At 36.3% G+C, this 21,804-nt stretch carries 22 protein-coding genes and 1 riboswitch; of the genes, 1 reads left to right on the forward strand and 21 read right to left on the reverse strand.

What is annotated here, in order from left to right:
• Window positions 1-290: 290 nt before the first annotated feature.
• The 13 genes from BUB12_RS08980 to BUB12_RS09045 all read right to left on the reverse strand — a co-directional run bounded on the left by BUB12_RS08980 (window position 291) and on the right by BUB12_RS09045 (window position 12,607).
• Window positions 291-1,226: a hypothetical protein gene (locus BUB12_RS08980; protein WP_072890186.1), complete on the reverse strand. Its 936-nt coding sequence runs from the start codon at window positions 1,224-1,226 to the stop codon at window positions 291-293.
• Window positions 1,207-1,875, reverse strand: a complete 669-nt coding sequence (locus tag BUB12_RS08985) for an ATP-binding cassette domain-containing protein (RefSeq protein WP_072890188.1) — start codon at window positions 1,873-1,875, stop codon at window positions 1,207-1,209. Before BUB12_RS08985 ends, BUB12_RS08980 begins: the two co-directional genes overlap by 20 nt.
• Before the next feature lie 74 nt (window positions 1,876-1,949).
• A complete protein-coding gene (locus BUB12_RS08990) occupies window positions 1,950-2,348 on the reverse strand; it encodes a hypothetical protein (RefSeq protein ID WP_072890190.1) in 399 nt (132 codons plus the stop codon).
• Window positions 2,349-2,777: 429 nt separating this feature from the next.
• Complete coding sequence (locus BUB12_RS08995; protein WP_072890192.1) at window positions 2,778-3,623, reverse strand: DUF4097 family beta strand repeat-containing protein; 846 nt, start codon at window positions 3,621-3,623, stop codon at window positions 2,778-2,780.
• Between the two features lie 156 nt (window positions 3,624-3,779).
• The gene (locus BUB12_RS09000) at window positions 3,780-4,790 is read right to left on the reverse strand and encodes a YeiH family protein (RefSeq protein WP_084063283.1); all 1,011 of its coding nucleotides are present in this window, start codon (window positions 4,788-4,790) and stop codon (window positions 3,780-3,782) included.
• A gap of 898 nt (window positions 4,791-5,688) precedes the next feature.
• The gene (locus tag BUB12_RS09010; protein ID WP_072890196.1) at window positions 5,689-7,098 is read right to left on the reverse strand and encodes an IS110 family RNA-guided transposase; all 1,410 of its coding nucleotides are present in this window, start codon (window positions 7,096-7,098) and stop codon (window positions 5,689-5,691) included.
• Window positions 7,099-7,217: 119 nt separating this feature from the next.
• Window positions 7,218-7,859 (reverse strand): response regulator, encoded by a 642-nt coding sequence (locus BUB12_RS09015; protein ID WP_072890198.1) that lies wholly within the window; start codon window positions 7,857-7,859, stop codon window positions 7,218-7,220.
• The gene (locus tag BUB12_RS09020; RefSeq protein ID WP_234982631.1) at window positions 7,856-9,301 is read right to left on the reverse strand and encodes a sensor histidine kinase; all 1,446 of its coding nucleotides are present in this window, start codon (window positions 9,299-9,301) and stop codon (window positions 7,856-7,858) included. The genes BUB12_RS09015 and BUB12_RS09020 overlap by 4 nt, the downstream gene beginning before the upstream one ends.
• A gap of 259 nt (window positions 9,302-9,560) precedes the next feature.
• Window positions 9,561-9,764 carry a hypothetical protein gene (locus BUB12_RS09025; protein WP_072890202.1) on the reverse strand — a complete coding sequence of 68 codons (204 nt, stop codon included), beginning with the start codon at window positions 9,762-9,764 and terminating at the stop codon, window positions 9,561-9,563.
• A 217-nt stretch (window positions 9,765-9,981) separates the two neighbouring features.
• A riboswitch (cyclic di-GMP riboswitch) is annotated at window positions 9,982-10,065 on the reverse strand.
• 173 nt (window positions 10,066-10,238) lie between these two features.
• Entirely contained in the window at window positions 10,239-10,799 is a 561-nt protein-coding gene (gene lepB / locus BUB12_RS09030; RefSeq protein WP_084063285.1) for a signal peptidase I, read from the reverse strand.
• Entirely contained in the window at window positions 10,747-11,280 is a 534-nt protein-coding gene (locus tag BUB12_RS09035; RefSeq protein WP_072890206.1) for a hypothetical protein, read from the reverse strand. The genes lepB and BUB12_RS09035 overlap by 53 nt, the downstream gene beginning before the upstream one ends.
• A 66-nt stretch (window positions 11,281-11,346) precedes the next feature.
• Window positions 11,347-12,120, reverse strand: coding sequence for a hypothetical protein (locus BUB12_RS09040; RefSeq protein WP_072890208.1), 774 nt, complete (start codon window positions 12,118-12,120; stop codon window positions 11,347-11,349).
• A 61-nt stretch (window positions 12,121-12,181) separates the two neighbouring features.
• On the reverse strand, window positions 12,182-12,607 hold the full coding sequence (locus BUB12_RS09045; protein ID WP_072890209.1) for a hypothetical protein: 426 nt from the start codon (window positions 12,605-12,607) through the stop codon (window positions 12,182-12,184).
• A gap of 504 nt (window positions 12,608-13,111) precedes the next feature.
• Between BUB12_RS09045 and BUB12_RS09050 the strand changes: the two genes are divergently transcribed.
• A complete protein-coding gene (locus tag BUB12_RS09050) occupies window positions 13,112-14,845 on the forward strand; it encodes a cell wall-binding repeat-containing protein (RefSeq protein ID WP_072890211.1) in 1,734 nt (577 codons plus the stop codon).
• A 228-nt stretch (window positions 14,846-15,073) separates the two neighbouring features.
• Here the strand turns inward: BUB12_RS09050 and BUB12_RS09055 are convergent, their stop codons facing one another.
• From BUB12_RS09055 to BUB12_RS09085, 8 genes are all read right to left on the reverse strand, one after another.
• Window positions 15,074-15,766 carry an LrgB family protein gene (locus BUB12_RS09055; RefSeq protein ID WP_072890213.1) on the reverse strand — a complete coding sequence of 231 codons (693 nt, stop codon included), beginning with the start codon at window positions 15,764-15,766 and terminating at the stop codon, window positions 15,074-15,076.
• Complete coding sequence (locus BUB12_RS09060; RefSeq protein WP_143155617.1) at window positions 15,759-16,130, reverse strand: CidA/LrgA family protein; 372 nt, start codon at window positions 16,128-16,130, stop codon at window positions 15,759-15,761. The genes BUB12_RS09055 and BUB12_RS09060 overlap by 8 nt, the downstream gene beginning before the upstream one ends.
• Before the next feature lie 159 nt (window positions 16,131-16,289).
• On the reverse strand, window positions 16,290-17,180 hold the full coding sequence (locus tag BUB12_RS09065; RefSeq protein ID WP_143155618.1) for a hypothetical protein: 891 nt from the start codon (window positions 17,178-17,180) through the stop codon (window positions 16,290-16,292).
• A gap of 188 nt (window positions 17,181-17,368) precedes the next feature.
• The gene (locus BUB12_RS09070) at window positions 17,369-18,286 is read right to left on the reverse strand and encodes an ROK family protein (protein ID WP_072890219.1); all 918 of its coding nucleotides are present in this window, start codon (window positions 18,284-18,286) and stop codon (window positions 17,369-17,371) included.
• A 25-nt stretch (window positions 18,287-18,311) separates the two neighbouring features.
• The gene (locus BUB12_RS09075; protein ID WP_200801042.1) at window positions 18,312-19,589 is read right to left on the reverse strand and encodes a TRAP transporter large permease; all 1,278 of its coding nucleotides are present in this window, start codon (window positions 19,587-19,589) and stop codon (window positions 18,312-18,314) included.
• Window positions 19,590-20,066 (reverse strand): TRAP transporter small permease, encoded by a 477-nt coding sequence (locus BUB12_RS17845; protein WP_200801043.1) that lies wholly within the window; start codon window positions 20,064-20,066, stop codon window positions 19,590-19,592. It lies immediately after the preceding gene.
• A 21-nt stretch (window positions 20,067-20,087) separates the two neighbouring features.
• Complete coding sequence (locus BUB12_RS09080) at window positions 20,088-21,119, reverse strand: sialic acid TRAP transporter substrate-binding protein SiaP (RefSeq protein WP_072890221.1); 1,032 nt, start codon at window positions 21,117-21,119, stop codon at window positions 20,088-20,090.
• The gene (locus BUB12_RS09085) at window positions 21,120-21,797 is read right to left on the reverse strand and encodes an N-acetylmannosamine-6-phosphate 2-epimerase (RefSeq protein ID WP_072890223.1); all 678 of its coding nucleotides are present in this window, start codon (window positions 21,795-21,797) and stop codon (window positions 21,120-21,122) included.
• Between the last annotated feature and the right edge of the window lie 7 nt (window positions 21,798-21,804).

Here is a 21,804-nt window from a genome sequence, read left to right on the forward strand (position 1 = left end):
GGTTGAACTCGCTCGCACACATTGTTAACTCGCTCCATGATCAGCAAAACTCGCTCCACCAACTTCAAATAAACGTAAAAATAAAGAGACAGGCCATATCATTTCAGACCTGTCTCTTACCTATAGATTCGACAAAAACCGGGAAGTGACAGGCACCATCCCTGATATTGTTCGAAAACAGAAAATAATTAACCAAAGTAAATCCTACTATTAATAGGATGATAATTAGTAGAACTAGCAATATTACCTTCAATTTTTTATTCATGGTGAATTGAGCTCCTTATTCCTTTTTAGCTTTCAAACGAGCTGCGTTTTTGTACAATGATTAGATTAATAAAGTAGGCGATTATGAATAGAACCAATACTACCAAGATAGAGATTACGAAATTCGTTTCTACAGGTGGTTCAACATTCACCACTCCATAAAAATCAAATAGTTGATTTGCAAAATAGTAGATGGCATTTTTCAGATCAAAGCTACCAAGATTCGGAAGTAAGAACATATAAACGATAATTGCAACCATCCCAATGTACATATTTTTGAAGACCGTACCAAATGTATATCCAATTACAGCAAATACTAATGCTAGAATATAACCAAATAACATCTTATTAAAAATTCCTGTGCTAGAAGGCAGACTTTCGCCCTTATACTCCGAAATTGGTACATTATTTGAGAGAATTTGAAACATAATCCAACCAACAACAAAAGAAATACTAATTGCCGCCAACATAAACAATAAACTACTAAAAGCAATCGATAGATATTTTGTCAGAACAAATGTCTTCTTACTCATTCTCACTGTTTTCAGTTTAATAGTTCGAAAACGAATGTCATTTGTCGCTAAAATCAATCCCCAGACTCCAAATACGATAGGAAAATATAAAACGGAAGATTCCAACAGCTGGGACAGCGTGTATTCAGGACTTGCTGCGAAAATATATTGGCTTAGCATTTGTCGGTGAAAAGCGATGGGATTTTCAATGATTCCCCCACCGTCGAATTCTTCTACATCATAGCTACTTTCCAAATCTGCTTCAACATCCAAACCATTTTTCTCGTAGTAATCAATCGTGGCTAAATAATTTTCATGGGTCTCTTGAACAGAACTATAATTTAGAAATAAAGTGACTCCAAACAAGACACATAGGAAGCCAATCATGTAAACGTAGTTCTTAGATGCAATTCCATAATCAATTTCTTGTTTAAAGAATTTCCTTATCATAGATATCCCCCAATTCCTTCCCACTCTCGATGAAATCTTCTTGCAGCACAACAATCTCTTTATCTTTAAACACCAATAAATCATCCACAATGTCATTATAAAAACTAAATTGGTGTCCTGTTAGCAAGATGGTCATTTTTTCCGACCAACCTTTAATAATATCTTGTAGTCGCCTAATCATTTCATAATCAAGCCCATTCGAAATTTCATCCATAATTAACAGTTCCGGCTCCAATATTTCTACTAAGATCAAGGCCAATTTCTTTTTTTGACCATATGAATATGTACTTACTTTATTTTTTAAAATCCCGTGTTCTAGGTATTTCACTGCGATTTTGTCGATTTGCTTCTTCGTCTTCTTATTTTCACTAAATATGTATAAATTCTTTATTCCACTTAAGTTCGTGTAAAATGGGCAGTCGTCCCACAATACTAAACACTGGTCTTTCACTTGATTCATAGCTTGTCCGTTAAATTGAAACTGACCGTCGTATTTTTCCATTCCCATCATGCACTTAATTAGCGTTGTTTTCCCAGAACCGTTCGGGCCCATTAGAAATGAAATCTTATTTTCCCTTAACTCAAAGCTAGAAGATTGGATAATAGCTTCCTTCCCATAGCTTTTGGAAAAGTTGACACACTTCAGCATACCTATTTCTCCTTTAGTGAAGTTAACCCATTCACAGCACTACGAATGGGTTAACTCTTCAAAATTAATATTGTTTATTCATCATAAGTCCAATAAGCATTACCTGATTGATAGGCTCTTCCTTGGTCGACGAACATATCAGAGAAACCAAGAGTTACACCACCGACAACAGCACCTGCAAGAAATTCATTTTTAAAATTATACGTATGTCTTGTTGAAGAAGATAAACTGCTTAATTTAGAATAACCTTTGTTTCTAACAAAAAGTCCGCTGTGGTCTTGATCGGCATCTGATGAAGTTACAGATGAAGAATTAGTAGACCAATAGATAATATTTTTACTGTAAGCCAGGTATTTTAAACCTCTTTCACTCCAGCCTTGATAGCTTGCTGCAGAAGCACTGATTGGTCCTACAACAGATAACATCATGGTTAATAATAAAACTAAAGCAATTCCTTTATTTTTGCGTCTCATTAAAATCTCTCCATTCTTTAATTGTTAGATTAAAGTTTTGGCCAAAACTTATTGAAAAAGAACCTCGAGGTTTCGTTTTGTGAAAATAAACGTCAACATTGATTTGATTAAACGAAATTATTCTCACAATTTAATGTTAACACAAAAATTTATGTCGCATATTGGGAAAGTTAATCGGATTTCGGATTGGAAATAGGTCGTTTTAATAACAAATTACCTATATTTATTAGGACAAATAGACTAGAAAAAGGCGTATCGAAAGGAAAGTTGGAAATATTTAGGGTGGTGCCTGTCACTTCCCGAATTTTGTCGTTTGCTCACGGGGGTGCCTGTCACTTCCCGAAATTTGTCCCTCTAAATATAAAAACCCCATGGAACACAAAGTTTCCATGGGGGTTGGATTGCTATTTAAATGATCAGTGAGAACCGTCACTCTCTATCGTCACTCTCTATCCTCACCCTTCCATTATCAGTTTCAATGTTTATTTGGTTTTCGCCTTCACCGATGACGGTATCATAGAATGTCTCTCCAAAGACAGTCACTTTTCCGTTGTCTTTTTTAATGTTAATGGTTGCATTCGTTGGTTCAGTTTTCGTTTTAATGTCGATTGCGCCATTATCCGTCTTTAGATCAATGTCTCGATCTAATGTTTCAGTAATGAGTGTGATTTTTCCATTATCCGTTTTAGATTTGATATTCCCTGTAATATTCTCTAAAGTCACACTCCCATTATCCGTTTTAGTGTCGATGTTCCCTATAATATCCTCTAATTCCACACTTCCATTGTCTGTTCGTGTTTTAATATCAGTTCCTTGCACATTACGTACAAAAATCTTTCCATTATCCGTATCAGCAGACAGCTGCTCAACCTTTATATCTTCAATAGAAATCCTTCCGTTGTCCGTTTGAGCTTCGATGTTTTCGAACTGTTTTTCTGGGAGATACACGGTTAAATGTGGAGAAGAATTAATCCCAAAGTTAATTGAAACCCATTGGAACCATTTTTTTCTCAATTCCACTTCCAACTTATCCCCCTTCACTTTGGTATGAAGTTTATACTTTCCCTTTTCATTATTAGATAGTTCGACACTTGGTGAATTCGTCTGTGCAGGAAAAATACTCACTCGACCATTGTCAGCTTGAACGGAAACTTCAGTGAAGTTTTCGTTGTCTAGCACGACACCTTCCGTACCACCCTTTGGAATGCTGCCAATCAAAATGACTAAAAAGATAGCCCCAATCAAAATTACAATCCCCGTCGATAATCTTTTCATAAAAAATTACCTTCCTTCAAATAATGTATTAATTCTATCATACACGAAGAAAAGATATTTTAAATGACCCTTAAGGTTAAATTTTAATAAGACTTAGGGCTTAGGGTGAGTCACAAAACTCGTTCGACAAAATCCGGGAAGTGACAGGCACCACAACTACCCTGCCAACATCAATACTAGCGTAATACTAACAACTCCAATAATCACGGATGATAACAGTCCTACGATAAACGGCCGGAAGCCTATGGATTTTAGTTTGCCAAAGTTTGCTTTCAGTCCAACACTGGCCATCACCATGATGATCATGAATTTCGCGATGTCACTGGTAGTTTCCGTAACGATTTCAGGTAATGGGAGAAATGTATTGATTAGCGCAGCACCAACGAACAAAAAGATAAAATACGGGAAAATGCTCCATATTTTCACGGTAGATTCCTTGCCTTTTCCCTTCTCACGATAGCTAGTAAAAAACGCAAGCAGCAAGGCTACTGGAATTAAGGTTAGCGTTCTGAGCAATTTAACTACAACTGCCGTTGAACCCGCTTCATCACTATAAGCATACCCCGCAGCAACAACAGATGACGTATCATGGATAGCGGCTCCTGCCCAAATTCCCAATACCTCATCCGACAAACCAGCCAAATGCCCGATGAACGGATAGGCCATCACTGCCAAGACATTAAAAGCAAAAATCGTATTTACTGCATAAACAAAATCTTCTTCCTTCGCTTTTAAAATAGATGAAACTGTGGCAATTGCTGTTGCACCGCAAATCGCAGTTCCTACTCCTACAAGAATTGGTAGGTCTCCAGTTAATTTAAAAAGCCGTGCAATCCAGTACGTTAAAAATAATCCTAGTATTACAGAAATAAGTACAATAATAATTGAGTCAAAACCCACGTCAACGATTGTTGTAAAACTCATCGAAAAGCCCAATATAATAATCGCTAATTTTAAGAGCTTTTTCAGAGTGAAATTAATCCCTTTTTCATATATAACTGGTACTCCTAGAAAGTTGCTTACTAAAAATCCTAGAATGATAGCTGTTACCGCTCCTCCAACTAGTGGATACAATTCCCCGATATGATATGCAATAAAAGCAATGATGGCCGTTAACAATATCCCTGGAAGGTTTCCGTTATTAAGTTGAATACCAACCTTATTCATCCAAATCCCTCTATCTAACTATTTAATTATATAAATCAACTATATCATAATTCGGGTGGTGCCTGTCACTTCCCGTTTTTTGTAGAACGGGGTGGTGGCAGGTGTTTTTTGGGTTGAGATGGAAGGAGTGAAATCTAAGGGGTGGCGAGCGAATTCCTAGGGTTGGGGAGCGAAAAATGGTGTGTGAGGAGGGAATTTTCAAGGTCGGCGAGCGAAAAATGGTGTGTGAGGAGCGAAATCTAAGGGTTGGTGATCGAATATGGGAGGATGGGGAGCGAATTTTCAAGGTCAGCGAGCGAAAAAGGGGGCGTGAGGAGCGAGTACTAAGGGTTGGTGATCAAATATGGGAGGGAGAGGAGCGAATTTCTAAAGATGGCGAGCGAAACTCCTTTCCCTATCCCACTTCTCAATTCCAAACCTTTTTTTTAACATATAGATCGTGAACCTTTCTAAAACTCCTGAATTAATTAATCGGTTCATTTCGACAAGTGACAGCGTATAATGGTAAATAAGTCAAGTATCAATTTTTAATAAAAATGACCGAGTTAAACTAAAGCCCTCAGATTACTGATTTTTCTGAAAAGACTCAACTACCACAGAACTTTATCTCGGGGCTTCTCTACGACGTGAAAGGATCTTGCTTTTTCATCCTACAGAGGATACAGCCTAGCGATATAAACTTCGTTTTTCACGTATTATTCGTACTTGTAGGACAAGATCCATAACGCTGTCACACGAGGTCATACAAGCCTCAGGCACCATGAACAATGTAATCTAACGCCCTAGAGAAGCCCCTATTTTAAAGATTGTATTACTTTTTATTTAAGTTATTTGATTACTTTTCTTCTTCATTTTTTCGTTTTATCTATGGCGATATGGCTTTTGCTAACTATATACATTAAGCTGACTGATAATCAGTGGATGAAACAAATTTCTCAAAGAAATATTGAACACTTGCGCTATGCAATTTTTTATTTAATTGATCTAGTAAAACGTAGTTTTCTTCATCCGTACGATACAATGTTTGATACTTAATCATTGAAAAGGCTAAGCGAAGCATTCGATTACCTATTGCTATATAGGCTTGTCTGGTAGCTTTTCCACGGTCTAAGAGTGCCTTATATTTCTGTTTCATTTCCGGATTATTTGTAGCTAAGGATTTCCCAGTTTGATAGACAATGTTTCGGAAAGATTTTCTTCCTTCCTTTGAAACTCGATAGTGGGAAGGTCTCCTATCTCCAGATTGCTTTATAATTGGGTTTGTCCCTGCCATTTTAATTAATTGACCGGAATGTTCGAAATCAGAAATATCCCCCATCTCAGCGAATAATTCAGCACCTGTAACTAGACCGATTCCGGGTACACTTAGAATGATTGCTCCTTCTGTCTTAATAAATAAATCCTCGATTTTTCTTTCTAACTCCTTAATCTGTTTCTCTAGTAAACTAAATTGATCCAGCTTCATGTTTAGAAGAATTTGTTCTGATTGAACGCATTCTTTTGCTTGTGAAATTGAGTTTTCTGCAAAATCTAGTAAACATTCAACTGCACTGTCCCGTAATTTTAGATTCTCCCTAATCGATAGCTTACGTAATCCATCCTTCCCAAGACGAAGAATATCGCTTGGATGCAGGCAATGTCTCATGATATATAGCGAGGTCTTTCCAAACATATCTGTAAAAGGTTTTACACGTTCCTTTTTCCCATGAACCCATATGCTTTTTCCTTGAAACTCCCGAAAAATATAATCAACATAAGTACGAATATGATTTTGTACAGAAGTTTTTTCCTGAACTAATGCACGTCGTGCACGAGTTAATTTTTGTAGGCTACGAACAGATCCGCTAGCCAACGGACTAGAAGTTCCCCTACCTCGAATTAAACAATTAACAATAGCCATTAAGTCCAAATTATCCGTTTTAGAACGGTTTAATAGTGATGTTCGTTCTATTGACGTGATTACTGGATTAAGTATTCGAACAAAATATTTTTCTTTATAACTACGTCGAACAAGATCCTCATAGTAAAGTCCAGTTGCTTCAATACCAAAAACAACTTCTTTATAAGGAAATTTCTCTTTTTCCTGATGAATTTTTTGTTTTAACTTCTTAAATCCTGTATCAGAAGCATCCAACTCGAATGGCTTCACTAATATGTCCCCATAAAAATTACAAATCATAGCTTTGTGTGTATATTTCGCTGCATCAATCGCCACCACTAATATATTTTCTGATCCTATATTTCGAAGAAAATTTGCCCATCGACTTCCATTTTTACCTTGAATGTGGTTCAATAATGATTGCACCATCGTTTTCATCTCCTCTTGGTTGGGGTAGTAGTCTGGAAGTTCTGTGGTAGGTACTTCCATTTTACAATGAAAACGGTGGTTTTTTTATGATATTGAACTATTTACTATACTAGGCACTATTAGCTCACTTGATATTTCACGAGTCCTTTTGCGTTTGCATAGAGTGCTGCTTGGGTTCGGTCTTGTAATTCTAGTTTGGCAAGGATTTGGCTGACGTGTTTTTTTACTGTATATTCCGAAACAAATAAGGCGTTTGAGATATCTCGATTGGAGCGTCCTTTTCCAATTTCTATTAATACCTCTAACTCCTTTTCCGTTAGTTGTTCGATTGGTCCATCTTCTTCAAAGGAGTTTCTAGGCGTCATCATCATTTCCAGTACAGCAGGGTCATAATACTTTCTTCCCTTTAAAATAATTTTTATTGCTTGTATTAACTCCTCAGGAATTGCTTGTTTAATAATATAACCATCTACATCTACTTCTTTTGCTTTAACGAAATCTTCTCCATTTGTAGAGGAAGTAAGGACGACAAATTTGGACATGATTCCAAGATCTCTAGCCTCTTTTATTACATCAAGGCCACACTCTTCTCCCAGCTGAAGGTCTACTAAGACAACATCTGGTTTGAACGATGTTATAAGCTCCAATCCTCTTTCTTTATTTGCAGCCTCTCCAACCATTTCAACATCATTATCCAGAGTAAGAACAGAAGATAATCCCGTTCGAACTAATGGATGATCGTCAATAATAACTAACTTCATGAAATCGCCACCCCTTGTTTTTTATATGCTCTAATATTAGGTATTTCCACATTAATCGTAGTACCCTTTTCCTTTGATCCATTGATTGAAAACTGACCACTTAAGGATTGAACCATACGCTGCATATTTACTAAACCAAGGCCGTTTCCGTTATTTCCAATTACTTTCTTAACATCAATCCCGATTCCATCATCTTGAATCAATAATTCTACCGTCTCTTTATTAAGTCTCATTTCAATATTGATTAAATTACAGCGTCCGTGTCGAACTGAATTCCCACATGCCTCACTAATAATTCGGTAAAGTGCTTTTTTTACATCATTTTCGATTAAGGCCTCATTACCAGTAATATCCTGCTTAATTTTTATATCATTAAGGTGAGCATATTCTTCAAGATATCTTTTGATCTGTACGATAAATGGCTTCTCACCCTTTTTCACTGAACTTAATCGATAAATAGTCGACCTTAATTCCTTAATAATCGTATTTGCTGACTGTGTAAGGACCTTACTTTCTTTTGTAAGTTCTTCTTTCGTGATAGTATTACTTCGACTTTGTAAACTGTGTAATGCAAAAACCAATGCAAATAAACGTTGGGATACACTGTCATGAATTTCGTTGGCAATGCGGTTTTGTTCTTCTATTAATATCATCTTGTCCTTCATTTGTTCTAAATGAATTTGTTCTAGCATAATTTCACTTAGTTCTGCTAAAAACTCAAAAGGTTGGAGTAAAAAATAGGAATCTCTCATTTCTTGGTGATTTATTACTCGAATCCCTAAAACACCAATGTTCTTACTAGTCCTAACAACTTTCAACCAATATAAATCCTTGTCTAAAATAGTAGCAAATGCTTGTCTCTTTCCACGGATTTGATTCCACTCTTTTAGCAAAACTTCTTCCAATTCTTTATTATTTGTACGATTTGAAAGAACACTTCTCTCATGATTCGGGTCAGTCAGCCAGAAAAATGCTTCATTGCTTTGTGTACATTTTATTAGGGAATTGGTTACCTCAGACGTTAGGCTCCTGTGACTTTTCTCCGTCACAAACTTTTCCATTAAATGATAAAGGGAAATAATCTGTTCCAAAGTCTCCTCATATTTTTGGTTAGTTTCTTTTAACTTTTCATTACTGTAATTCAAATCTTCTTGCTGTTTAATTAACAGATTGGCTTTCTGATTTAGGTCCTGAATATATTCTGAAAATAATCTGGCCAATATTGTTATTAAAATACAAACTAGAAAGACAGAAAAGCTTTCCTCGATTAATTGAAAGAAACTGTTCCATTGATACATTGAGTATGCAATATAGGTAGTACTACTTAATAGTAAAATGAGAATCCCCCAACAAAAGAGTGGTGTTAAAAAGCTCGCTGCGACTAATATTGGATTTAAAGCATACCAAATGAATGGACTTGAAATTCCGCCTGTTGGAATCAACAGTACTATTATCCATATTGTGTCTGCGAATACCATTATCCTAAGAAGGGATTTATTCCCAGCATGTCTTTTCAAGATTAATGTAGTCACCCATGTGGCTATTCCTAGAAAAAGTATAACAAGTGCTTTGAATAGAACTAGTGTATCCTGAAAACCTAGAAAATAAATAAATGATGTAATAATTAAAGTAAAATATCGATATAAAAAACTAAGGTGCATAGCATTTGTAGGACTAGTTTTTATAAGATTAAAAAGATGATTAACACGCTGCATATACATTCACACTTTCTACAAAATAATATCCACCATGATTGAAAGATTCACTCCCAGTGAACACATGCCCAAAATATTCCTTAATATGTATTGAATCCACTTTCTTATTATTACTAGAGAAATTCTTCATGGCACCTAGATTTGCCTTTTGCAAATGATGGTCATACATCGTACTTCTTAGATCTTTCAATATTCGTCAACTCCCTGTTTAATTCTACAACCTTTGAAGTGAGCAGGATGATAATCTACTAATTGTACGTTTTCTGTATACTTCTTAAGATATGAAGCCATGTTCATTCTAAAAAATATTAACGCTTACATTTATCAATGTAAGTACATCAACTGACACTTTTCCCCTCCTTTTTTTCAAAAAAAAACTAATTAATATGGAATACCAAACAATTCCACATTAATTAGGCCGGTTGCACCACTTACTCCACACGTCCCAGGTGCCCATATATAGGACGCATTTCCTAGTTTTCCATCGGTTTTTTCAATTTGTATAATCTATTATAACTAGTGTTCTTTATAAATTGTGTCAAATTATGGTAAAGGAGAGGTTCTAGTTTTGTCGATTTGTAAGAGAAATTGTTCCTTTTAACGAAATAGTGGATTTTTATACAAAAATAAAAAGACTTACAACCGTAAGCCTCCTTTTAATATTTTATTTTTTAGTTCCAAAAGGGATCAAAGATAGTAACACTTCCGATTCAATTTGACTCTCCGGAACTAAACCGACATCGTCACTACGACTATCTTTACTTGCACCTGGTTCCCGGTTATCCCCCATAACAAAATACGTTCCTTCTTCTACAATTGTTTTTGGTATATCAAAAGAAGTTCCTGTTGTGTAGTCCTCATCTATCATTTCTCCGTTCAAATATACGACCCCATTAATAATTTCAATTTCATCGTTTGGAACACCAACAATTCGTTTTACAACGGTATAACCTGCATCATCACGAAATAATACAATATCATTTCTTTCGTACTTATTAAAAACACCCTTCGTTAATAAGATATCCTCATGTTTAAAAGTAGGGTTCATAGAATCCCCATGTACTACTGTAAATCCAATCACGAACTTGAAAATAACAAATAGGATGAAAAGGAAAGCGATAAACCGAATCCAGCTCGCTAATTCACTTTTCTTTTCTTTCGTTTGCGTCATTTCACTCATCATCGTCACCCTTTGTAATCTCTTCTTCATTCGTTTCTTCAACATTGTCTTTATCTTCGTTCGTTTCTGGTGCTGTCTCTACTTCTACTTCGTTTAAATCTTCCATTGCTCTTTTCAAAATAGCATCGAATTCGGATTGTATTTGACTTTTTTCCTCTTTATTATTCACTTCAAAATTATTCATCAGGGTCTGTGCATGACTCTTGATTTCCTGTACTCTTCTTTTCTTTTCTTCTTCGGTAAATTGCTTTATTTCTTTTTCTGAAGATTGTATGGCTTCTTTAATATAACTTTGCAAAGCAACTTTTTGTTGGTCTTTTTCAGTCATGATTGCAGATTCTATACTTTCTATTGCCACTTCTCGTTGATCCGTAAACCAATTGGTTAATAGGGATTGTATGTCTTCATTCGCAAAAGCCATTCCAAAACTGGATAAGACAGTAATAATGAATAATATTGAAGTAATCAATACTTTTAATTTAGTTGAAAAATGGTTTTTCTTATGGGTTTCTTTTCTACTTTTCATGGGAACACCTCCATTTAATAGATTGAGGCCTCATAGGATTGAGACCTCAATCTACATTAAGTTAGATTATTCTCCGTCAACAATATCGTTTACTAGGCTATCTAGATTCCCTTTAACTTCATTGACTTTATTAGTACCAGCATTTTCAATTAATTCTTTTTGTTCTTTTACTAGTTCATCTTTAAGTTCATTGATATATTGCTTAACTTCTTGAAGCTTTTCGTTCATGAGTGCCTTAGCTTCACTCATTAGAATTCTAGACTCACGATCTAATTGAGTTTGAAGGCTATTTTTAGCACTTTCAATTTTATCTTCTAGTTTTTCTTTAGCAGAAGCACCGTGTGAGTCTAGTTCTGTATTTAGGGTGTCGATTGCACTCTGACCTTTTTCATCAGCGAATTTCCCATAGTCTGTGTCTATCAATCCTTTGCCTTCTTCAACAATAGTATTTAGAGCGCTTGCACCAGCGTTGTATAAATTATCAAATTGCTTCTCCATATTAGATGAGATTTCTGCTCTTTTATCATTTAGACTATCCATGTGTGCATTTAGTGCTGTATTGACTTCTCCCTTACTCTCAGATGTTACTTTTCTGCCTTCTCGATTGATCAATATTTCAGCACTCTGTTTAGAATTGTTATAATGTGTTTCAGCTTCCCCTGCTTTCTCTGTTGCAAAAGCAATAACTTCATTCGTATCCTCTGCAACTGTATTATTAAACTGTGCATTATACCAACTTTGTAATTTCGCTCCTGCATCCACACTTGCAAAAGCAAATCCTCCACTTACTGCCATTCCTACTACTAAAGCACCTGCCACTACTTTTGTTTTAAATTTCATTTTTAAATCTCCCTTTCCCTTTTATAATTTTTTTGTTTTATATGATCTAATTCATAAAAACCTAATTCAATAAATCGGTTAGTATAGCTATGGTGTCTTGTTCAATCTCGGATATTATTTTTTCTTCCAGCTGCTTTTTTTCTTCTTGGAAATTATCATCTAGTAACTCATCTTTCTTTTCGTCTAATGCATTCATGTAGGATTGGTTATACTTATTTATTTCTTCTTTTGCTGTAGTAATCGAATTTTCTCGTGCCTTCATAACCCCCGCTGTCAAATCCTCTTTTTTCTCTTTCATTTCTTCTTTCACTTGTTTAAAACTAGCTGTATACAAATCTGATATTTCATCTTGTAGTAATTCTTTTTCTTTTTGAAAGGTGTTGCCATACCAATCTGATAACGTTGAATTCGGGCTTGCTGATCCATATACCGTTACACAACCTAGCAGGAAAAATATAACGGTGGTTCCTATAAAAACTTTTCTCACTATCACCGATCCTTTCTTCAAGATCTGTTTTTTATTTGTTATGTTGTTTCTTGATTAACTCAAGTATAATTGGATTACAAAGCGATTTCGTCACTCTATCGTCTACTTTATAACGAACAAAAGTACACTTACACTTCCCACTTTTTTCAGAAATAGTAGTTCAAAAGTGTAGTCATGGTATACTTTCGTACCAGATAAAATTCGAGTCACCATAGACATACACATTTAAGGCCAGGATATTTACCCTCTCCCTCGTCCCAGACCACAAAAAATGGAACCCTATCTAGTAGATAGAATTCCTTCTTTACAATATAAATGGGATGAGTTTTTTCTATTATATATAATGGAAGTGTGGTCTCTTCTATTAATAGATAAACCTCTATAATATATAATCATCAAGCCATTTCGACAAACAAAAATTGTTATAAAACTCTAAATATGGTATTCTTATAAAAGTTTTATACTAGATTTCTTTGATATAGATACATACGAGGGGGAATGATGATGAAGCGACTTCTAGTAGTTTTTCTGATAACCATGGTTACTATTTTTACAATGGGAAATACAGTACATGCATCTAGTTTAGAAGATTTAAGAATTTCAGGAGAAAACAGATGGGAAACTGCTGTAGAAATCTCCCAAGAAGGTTGGGAACATGCAGATACCGTAGTTTTAACTACTGGTTACAATTTCCCGGATGCATTAGCCGGCGCACCACTGGCATATATGTATGACGCACCCATTCTATTAACCAAGAATAAACTAGATAGAACCACTAAGGAAGAAATTTTAAGATTAGGTGCAAAAAAGATATTTATATTAGGCAATAAAAGTGCCGTACCTTTACAAGTTGAAGCAGACTTAAAGAATATAGGAATAGAAAACATTGAACGTATTGGCGGTGCAAATCGTTTTGAAACTGCTGCTTTGATTGCAGAGGAACTAGGTAAATCTGATACTGCCTTTGTGGCAAATGGATTAAATTTTCCTGATGCATTATCAATAGCTCCATATGCTGCACGCAATGGTATACCTATATTATTAACTAAAAATGACACTTTACCTGATGCTACTGTAAAAGTATTACAAGAAAAAAGACAAACAATTATCATCGGTGGTACAGCTGTAGTTGGAGAAGATGTTGCATCTCAGCTGAATAATCCTGTACGTTATAGTGGAAAAAATCGTTTTGAGACGGGAAAAGCAATCGTTGAGAATTTGACTTTAGGTAGTGAAACAGCATATTTTGCAACGGGAATGAATTTTGTCGATGCATTAACAGGTTCTGTATTAGCAGCCAAACACAATGCTCCGATCTTATTAGTGAAAACTAACAATATACCATCTAGTACGAAAACATTACTAGAAAACTATAATAAAAAATTTATTATAGGTGGTAAAGCTGCCGTATCAGATATAGTAGCTAAAGAAATAAGTGGAGATACTAGCACTTTTACTGCACGTGGAATATCCATTGGTGATTCTGTAAAAAGAGTACTTTCAATTCTTGGAGAACCAGACCGAATTGACGAAAGTCGAGCGAAACTAGAGTGGTATATTTATAACAGTGATTATAGCAACTTCTTAATGGTAGGAATTGACAATAATCAGGTTATTCGCTTAGCAAGTAATGCCGACGTATGGAATTCAACAATCGATATTAATATTGGTACAACAAAGGAAGTAGTGGAGCAAAAGCTAGTGGATGAATATGGGAGTGGTAGCTACTATTTAGATGACTCCTATTTTGCAAGATTCTATTATGATGAACACCAAGATAATTCCATTGCACTTATTGAATTAACAGGAGAGGACCTAGAATATATAGACCCTAGGAAAACCGATTCTGTAGCAAGAGACATGGAAAAACAGATTTTTGACTTAGCCAATGCAACAAGAGTACAATTTGGACTCAAACCATTTGTGTGGGATGAAAAAGCAAGAATTTCTTCTAGAAAACATAGTCAAGATATGGCTGATCGAGACTATTTCGACCACATAAATCCTGATGGAGAATCTCCAGTCCAACGAATGAAAAAGGAAGGTATTGAGTGGATCGGTGCTGCAGAAAATATTGCTGCAGGCTACTACAATGCACTTGATGTACATATTGGATGGATGAATTCCTATGGGCATCGTCTTAATATATTAAGTGACCTTGAACGACTTGGAGTTGGAGTTGTCTTTGGTGGTAGTTATGGCGTCTATTACACACAAAACTTCTATACACCACGATGAGACATTGAATTGACTTACTTTTGATGATCTTTATTATAGGTAAAATTATAGGACAGCGCAGGGGTATTCATCTGCGTTGTCCTATTGTATTTATTCTTGGGAATCCCTGCAAATTTGCTCCACCAGGTGGAGAGTTCGCTCTCCTCGAGGTTAAAAATTTCCTAGAGCTGATTGGAAACTCGCTCTACTCCCATTCGACAAAAAACGGGAAGTGACAGGCACCCACCACTATAACATTAACAATCTTGTTAAACCTTGCACGATCACTGAAACGAATAGTGCACTTAATACCATAGATACCGTACTTACTACTCCCTCTTGCTGGCTATTTTCCATTGCCTTTGAGGTACCAATTGCATGGGAAGCACTTCCTATTGCAATTCCCTTTACAACATAATGATTAAATGAAAACCATTTAAAAATGTATGGAGAACATACCGTTCCGATAATTCCGGCAAGAATAACGAAAACGGCTGTTAAGGTAGGCACTCCACCCAATGCTTCTGATAATTCCATCGCAACAGGAGTTGTTACCGATTTGGAGGCCATTGATAAGATAAGGAAATTATCAATACCAATCCATTTTGCAAGTAACACACCACTAGATATGCCAACAATTGCCCCAATTATTACTCCAATTCCGATTGGAAGAATATATCGATGCAATACTTTTCTATATATATAGAGTGGGTATGCAAGTGCAACAACTGCTGGGCCAAGTAATTTATCAATCCACTGTGCACCAGTCATAAATGTTTCAAAATTGATGTTAAAAGTAAGTAAGAAAAATATCAGGATTATAGATGATACAAGAATAGGAACCGTAAAAGGAGAAGGATATCTCTGGTTGATGATTCTCGCTATGATATAAGCACAGATCGTACCAATAAAGGTCAGCAAGGCAACTATTAAATTAATCATTATTCTCATACCTTCCTTTTATGAAGTAAAAACTAGTCCCCCCGCTGCTAATCAATACAAGGATTGTACTTATACCTATTACCCCCACCAACAATATCCCCTTTCCACTGAAGAGTTCCAGATATTCAATGATCCCTACTGTTACCGGTATAAAAAACAGGGATAAATGTCTAATTAAAAATTGTGCGCCTTCCTCAATCCATTCTGTCTTAATAACTTTAGACATTAGGGCAAGAAATAAAAGAACCATTCCTATGACACTACCTGGGATTACATTATTTAATAAATCGCTTATCCATGTCCCCAAGAAGTAAAAGAAGAACAGGAACGCTATATGAACGATTATTTGACTGAACTTTTTCAAAAATTGCCCCACCTTCAACATTAAAAACTATAAAACTAGATTATGCCTCTTAATCTCCTATTATTTTAACCTTACAAAAAGCTGCAGACCCCTCAAAATTCTACAGCTCCAAACATACTATATATCACGCTCAAATCAGTTACTCAATATAATTCCAGGCTACACCAACTTATTCTCAATCATTTTATTAACCACATTAGGTGCAATTACTTTAGAATAAGCGTTGTTGCCAAAATGTGCTTCGAGGTTCGATGTTGTTGCTCCAGTTCCGTTTACCTTATTTGTTTCTGTATCTCTTGCCACAGGAACATAGGTAGCTGGATTCCACACTTTATAATTATCCCAAATCCTTGCACATCCTGGCTTATCATGCCAGTAATAGGTTGATTCAACGTTGTACCAGATATCCTTGTCAAATGTTCCTTTTTTAACTCGATTAGCATACCCGTTTTCATTAAAATAGTCAAAAAATGTAGAGGTCATCTCTTTAAATTCGGTAAAATGAGTGGCTGGATCGAGGGCATCTTGTTCACCTTGTACCCAAACAACCCCTAAAAATATCGAGACATCATTTAGATCTAAAGCATATCTTAAACGATCACGCATAGCTAGATAAAAAGGAGAGGTAGAACTCCACTTTATCCTTGCCTCATTAGAGTCATTTACGGGTTTCATATTTGTTTCATCATAGGTTCCAGTTACACCAGTTGTAAATCCCGTTCCCCCAAATGCGGCAGGAATAATTAATACGTCATATTCATCTGGAATGTGGTCTAGTAATAGATTACCAAGGGGTAAGTGCATTCCTTTTGTTCCTAATCTTTCTGGACTTGAGGGATGACTAAAAGCTGTCATGTCTTGAAAATCCTCTGCACAATGATTTAAGTCAATTACTTTTAAATTGCTATCACCATTAAATCCTAACTGCTTCACACGACTATTGAGTTGATACCCATCACGATACTCAACTGGACTTTCATCATACCCTACTGCATTTGATTGCCCTGCAACGACAACAACCGCATATTTCTTTCCCTTACCAATTTCCATATCCATCACAGCCCCTTTAAGTTAAATCAAAACGATTCCCTCATTATTATTTCAAAAGCATAATCAATAGGATGAAATACCCCATCACGACACTCTATAGTCGTACTATACTCTAGATGCGCCTCTACACCAATCAAAAAAACTCACTAATTGAATAGTGAGTTTTTATTGGATTAAGAGATGTGCACCTACCCATCTTCTCGACAAAATTCGGGAAGTGACAGGCACCGAACAGCGCCCTGCAAGTTTGCATCATTGCCATTCTTTGCAAATTTAATGGTTAAGGGTTTCTGAAAAGATGACATAATCCGTGCTTCCACACGTCTTTGCAACTTATCTAGTAAGTAATCTCCCTGTTCCGATACGCCCCCACCAATTACGATTAGAGGTGGGTTGAATATATGGACGAGCGATTTGATCCCTAATGCCACATCATCAATCCACTGTTCAATGATCGATTCTGACAACTTATCCCCAGCTCTAGCCTTGTCAAACAACTCAGGTAATGTGATGCTCTGCTCCAATGCATGTTGAGCCCGTTGTTCCAGTGCTTTACTGGACGCATATTGCTCATAACACCCTTCATCACCACATAAACAAGGGTATCCACCAGGATAAAGCGTCATATGACCAAACTCCCCAGCAGAATAAGCCTCACCATTATATACTTGGCCGTTTATCACGATTGCTCCACCGATACCGGTACCAAGAGTCATACAAAGAAATTGATCAACACCCTGTGCTGCACCTAACCAATATTCTCCGATTGCTGCACAGTTAACATCATTATCTACCACTACAGGTAAATCAAAAACCTTCTCTACTTCTTTTTTTATGTTCAAACCGGTATAACCAGGGAGGGAATCCGTGGCAAAAATGACAGTTCCCTCCTGACTATTGATTTGACCAGCCGTGCTGATGGCAATTCCGTCTAGTTGGTAATCCTTCTGTAAGCTTTTCGTAAGCTCAATTACTTGGCCAACAACAGCTTTGCCACCTTCTTTAGCTTTTGTAGGAGTTTTTGACTTAAAAAGAATATCGCCTTGTTCATTTAGAACACCATATTTTATACTTGTTCCACCGATGTCAAAAGCACCTGCTATCACTTGTCATCCTCCATTCATGTTAAAACTATTTCAAGATGTCTACAAGGAAAGTTGATAGTTCAGGGACGAATATTAGTATAAGCATAACTACCACAATAGGTATCAAGAATGGTAGAACACCTCGATACATGGTCCCCACTGGAATATTACCAACCCGTGATACAACAAAGAGGGCCATTCCCATTGGTGGTGTTAGAATCCCAATCATTAAGTTCAAGATAACAAATGCACCGAAGAAGATTGGATCAATACCAACACTTGTTACAACCGGAATTAATACCGGGACAACAAGTACCAATAATGCTAGCGCTTCAATAAATGTTCCTAAAGCAATTAATAGAAGACTAATTAATAAGAGTAATAGAATTGGATTCTCTGTCACCCCTAAAAATGCATCTGCAACTTTGATTGCTACGCGCTCTCTGACTACAAATTGTCCAAAAAACTCAATAGCAGCTAGCATGAGAACAACGACACCTGTCATTTTCATCGCTTCTACGAAATTTTCATACACTAATTTAAGTGTAAGTTCTTTATAGACAAAAAATCCTAAGAATAATGCGTAAACCGTACTTACTACGGCTGCTTCTGTTGGTGTGAAAAACCCTGAGAATATCCCAACAATAATTATAATTGGTGTTAATAAAGCCCAAAAAGCTTTTAGGAAATTCTCCCAGATTACTTTAAAGCTCACTCGCTCAAGGACAATATATTTACGTTTCTTCGCAATAATAAACGTTGTAATAAATAATGCAATTGCAATCATAATTCCAGGAACTAAACCTGCAATGAACATCGAAGCTACTGAAACATTGGCAATAGCTGCATAAATGATCATGTTCAAGCTAGGAGGAATAATCCCACTTAAAATAGCTGTAGCTGCAGTCAAACCACCATTGAAGTCATCATGGTAACCAGCTTTTCGCATCGTACGAATCTCAAGTTGACCAAGTCCTCCAGCATCTGCTAAAGATGAACCAGACATACCTGAGAACATTAAGCTAGCAGTAATGTTAACATGACCTACTCCACCTGGTACATGCCCAACTAAGGACATGGCAAAATTAAAGATACGGTCTGTTATACCAGAGGCATTCATTAGAGTACCAGTTAAGATGAAGAATGGAATGGCTAATAGTGTGAAGTTATTAATTCCATCAATTAATTGCGCACCTGAGGCATATACGAGGTTCCAATCGCCCATAAAGAAGTATGCAAGTGCTGCAATAAGTAATGTAAATCCGACTGGAATTCCAATAAATAGTAAGACAATCCATAGTATAAAAATAATCGCTATTTCCATTTACTTCACCTCCGCCGCTTTACTCTTGCGCCATTCTTTAATCAGGCGCTCAATTAAGCGATAAATCATGAGCAGTGTAAGAATTGGCAGAGCTGCATACATGTAAACATAGGATATTTGTAAGGTTACAATAGTCAAATGTTCCTGTCTTTCAACAATCGTAAAACTAATATAAAATACAACAATCAATGCAGCAAGAATCAGTAATTGATTAAAAAGATACACCCATTTTTGAGCTTTTGCTGGAAGTTTTTTTAGAAAAACATCAATTGATACGTGACTGTCATCTTTTATACAAGCTACAATTCCTAAATATCCTGCATAAATAAATAGAAGTTTACTTAACTCCTCTGTCCACACCAAGGGAACTCCTATCCCTTGGCGTGTCAGAGTTTGAACAACTAAAATAACTAGCATGGATACAAATAGCGCGGTGCCTACAATTTCTTCAAAGTTGTTATAAAATTTCTTTAACATTTCTAATCACCTTCACGCTTTTTATTGACGTGCTTCTTGAATCAACTCCATGTATTCTTCAGCACCATCACCGATACTTTCATAGTAGTTAGGGTATGCTTCAGAAAGAGCATCTCTGAATTCTGATACATCAGGCTCAGTAACTGTTACACCTTCTCCTTCAAAGAACTCAATTAATTCTGCTTCTTCTGTTTCGAATAGTTCTGTATGGTGATCTGTCGCTTTATCAATACCTTCTTCTAAGATACTACGTAAATCTTCAGGAAGGTCTTGCCATGTTTTTTCACTTACTACATACGTATTGTCATTTACAACGTGATTCGTTAAAGCAATGTAATCTTGTACTTCATGGAAACTTTGTGCACGAATCGTTGGTAGTGGATTTTCTTGTCCATCTACTTGTCCAGTTTGTAATGCAAGGTATACTTCTCCGAATGCCATCGGTGTTGGTACAGCTCCTGTGTACTCAGCATAATCAAGTAATGTTTGTGCTTCTGGAACACGTAGGCTCATGCCTTCCATGTCTGCTAATTCGTTAATTGGTGAGCTTGAAGACGTTACACGAGTACCATTATAAGCACTATCCACAACGCGTAGGCCATGCTCTTCAATTAATTCGTTTCTTAATTCTTCACCAAATTCAGTTTCATAAACAACACGTTTAATATGATCAAAATTTTCAATTACATATGGTACGGCTAATAGTTCAGCACGTGGGAGCCATTCACCAAAACGTCCCATTTCAGATAATGTAATATCTAATGAACCATCTGTAAGTTGGCCAAGCATAGAAAGGTCATTCCCTAATTGTGCATCTGGGAAGATTGTAATTGTTAATTGTCCATCACTTTCTTCTTCAACATAATCTGCAAGGAATTGTGCTGCTTCATACTCATTAGACTGTGTATTTGGTTGCATACCGAATTGTAATTCGATTGGGTCACCTGAATTTTCACCATTGTTACCTGATGAATTATTATCATCACTGTCTCCACATGCTGCTAGAATCAATACGATTGATAGCGTTATCATTAAAAGCAATTTTTTCTTCATTTAATTTTCCCCCTTGGTTATCGTTTCTTCCATTTTCATGGAAAACCTTTTAGTTATAATTTGTGGCCTTGTAATTGCGCCACCTACCACCACAGCTGTAGCTCCTAATTCAAGAGCACGTTTAGCCTTTTCAGGTGTATCGATGTTCCCCTCAGCAATTACTGGAATTTTGACGGATTGAAGGACTTCTTCCAACGTCTCTAGAGGAACATTTCCTTCTGTATAGGGTGTATACCCAACTAGTGTTGTAGCTACAATATCTACGCCACTTTTCTCTGCTTGGATTGCTTCCTCTACCGTTGACACATCAGCCATGAATTTTTGATTTGGGAATCGATTCTTCACCTCTTTGAAAAAGGATTCGAATGTTTGTTTGTTCGGGCGTTCTCTGTCCGTTGCGTCAAAAGCAATGACATCTACACCCTCTTCATATAAATCTTGTACCTCTTTAATCGTTGGTGTAATTCGAACTTCACTGTCATCATAATCTTGTTTAATGATTCCAATAATCGGTAAGTTTACTTCCTTCTTTATTGCTTGGATGTCCTTAACCGAATTAGCTCGAATCCCACTAGCCCCACCTTGGTACGCAGCTAGAGCCATTTTAGACATAATAAATGAACTATGAAGCGGTTCATCTTCTAACGCTTGGCATGATACTATTAATTTTTGACTCATCTGAAAA

This window comes from Ornithinibacillus halophilus (genome assembly GCF_900129485.1).
GTDB classification, from domain to species: Bacteria; Bacillota; Bacilli; order Bacillales; family Amphibacillaceae; genus Ornithinibacillus; species Ornithinibacillus halophilus.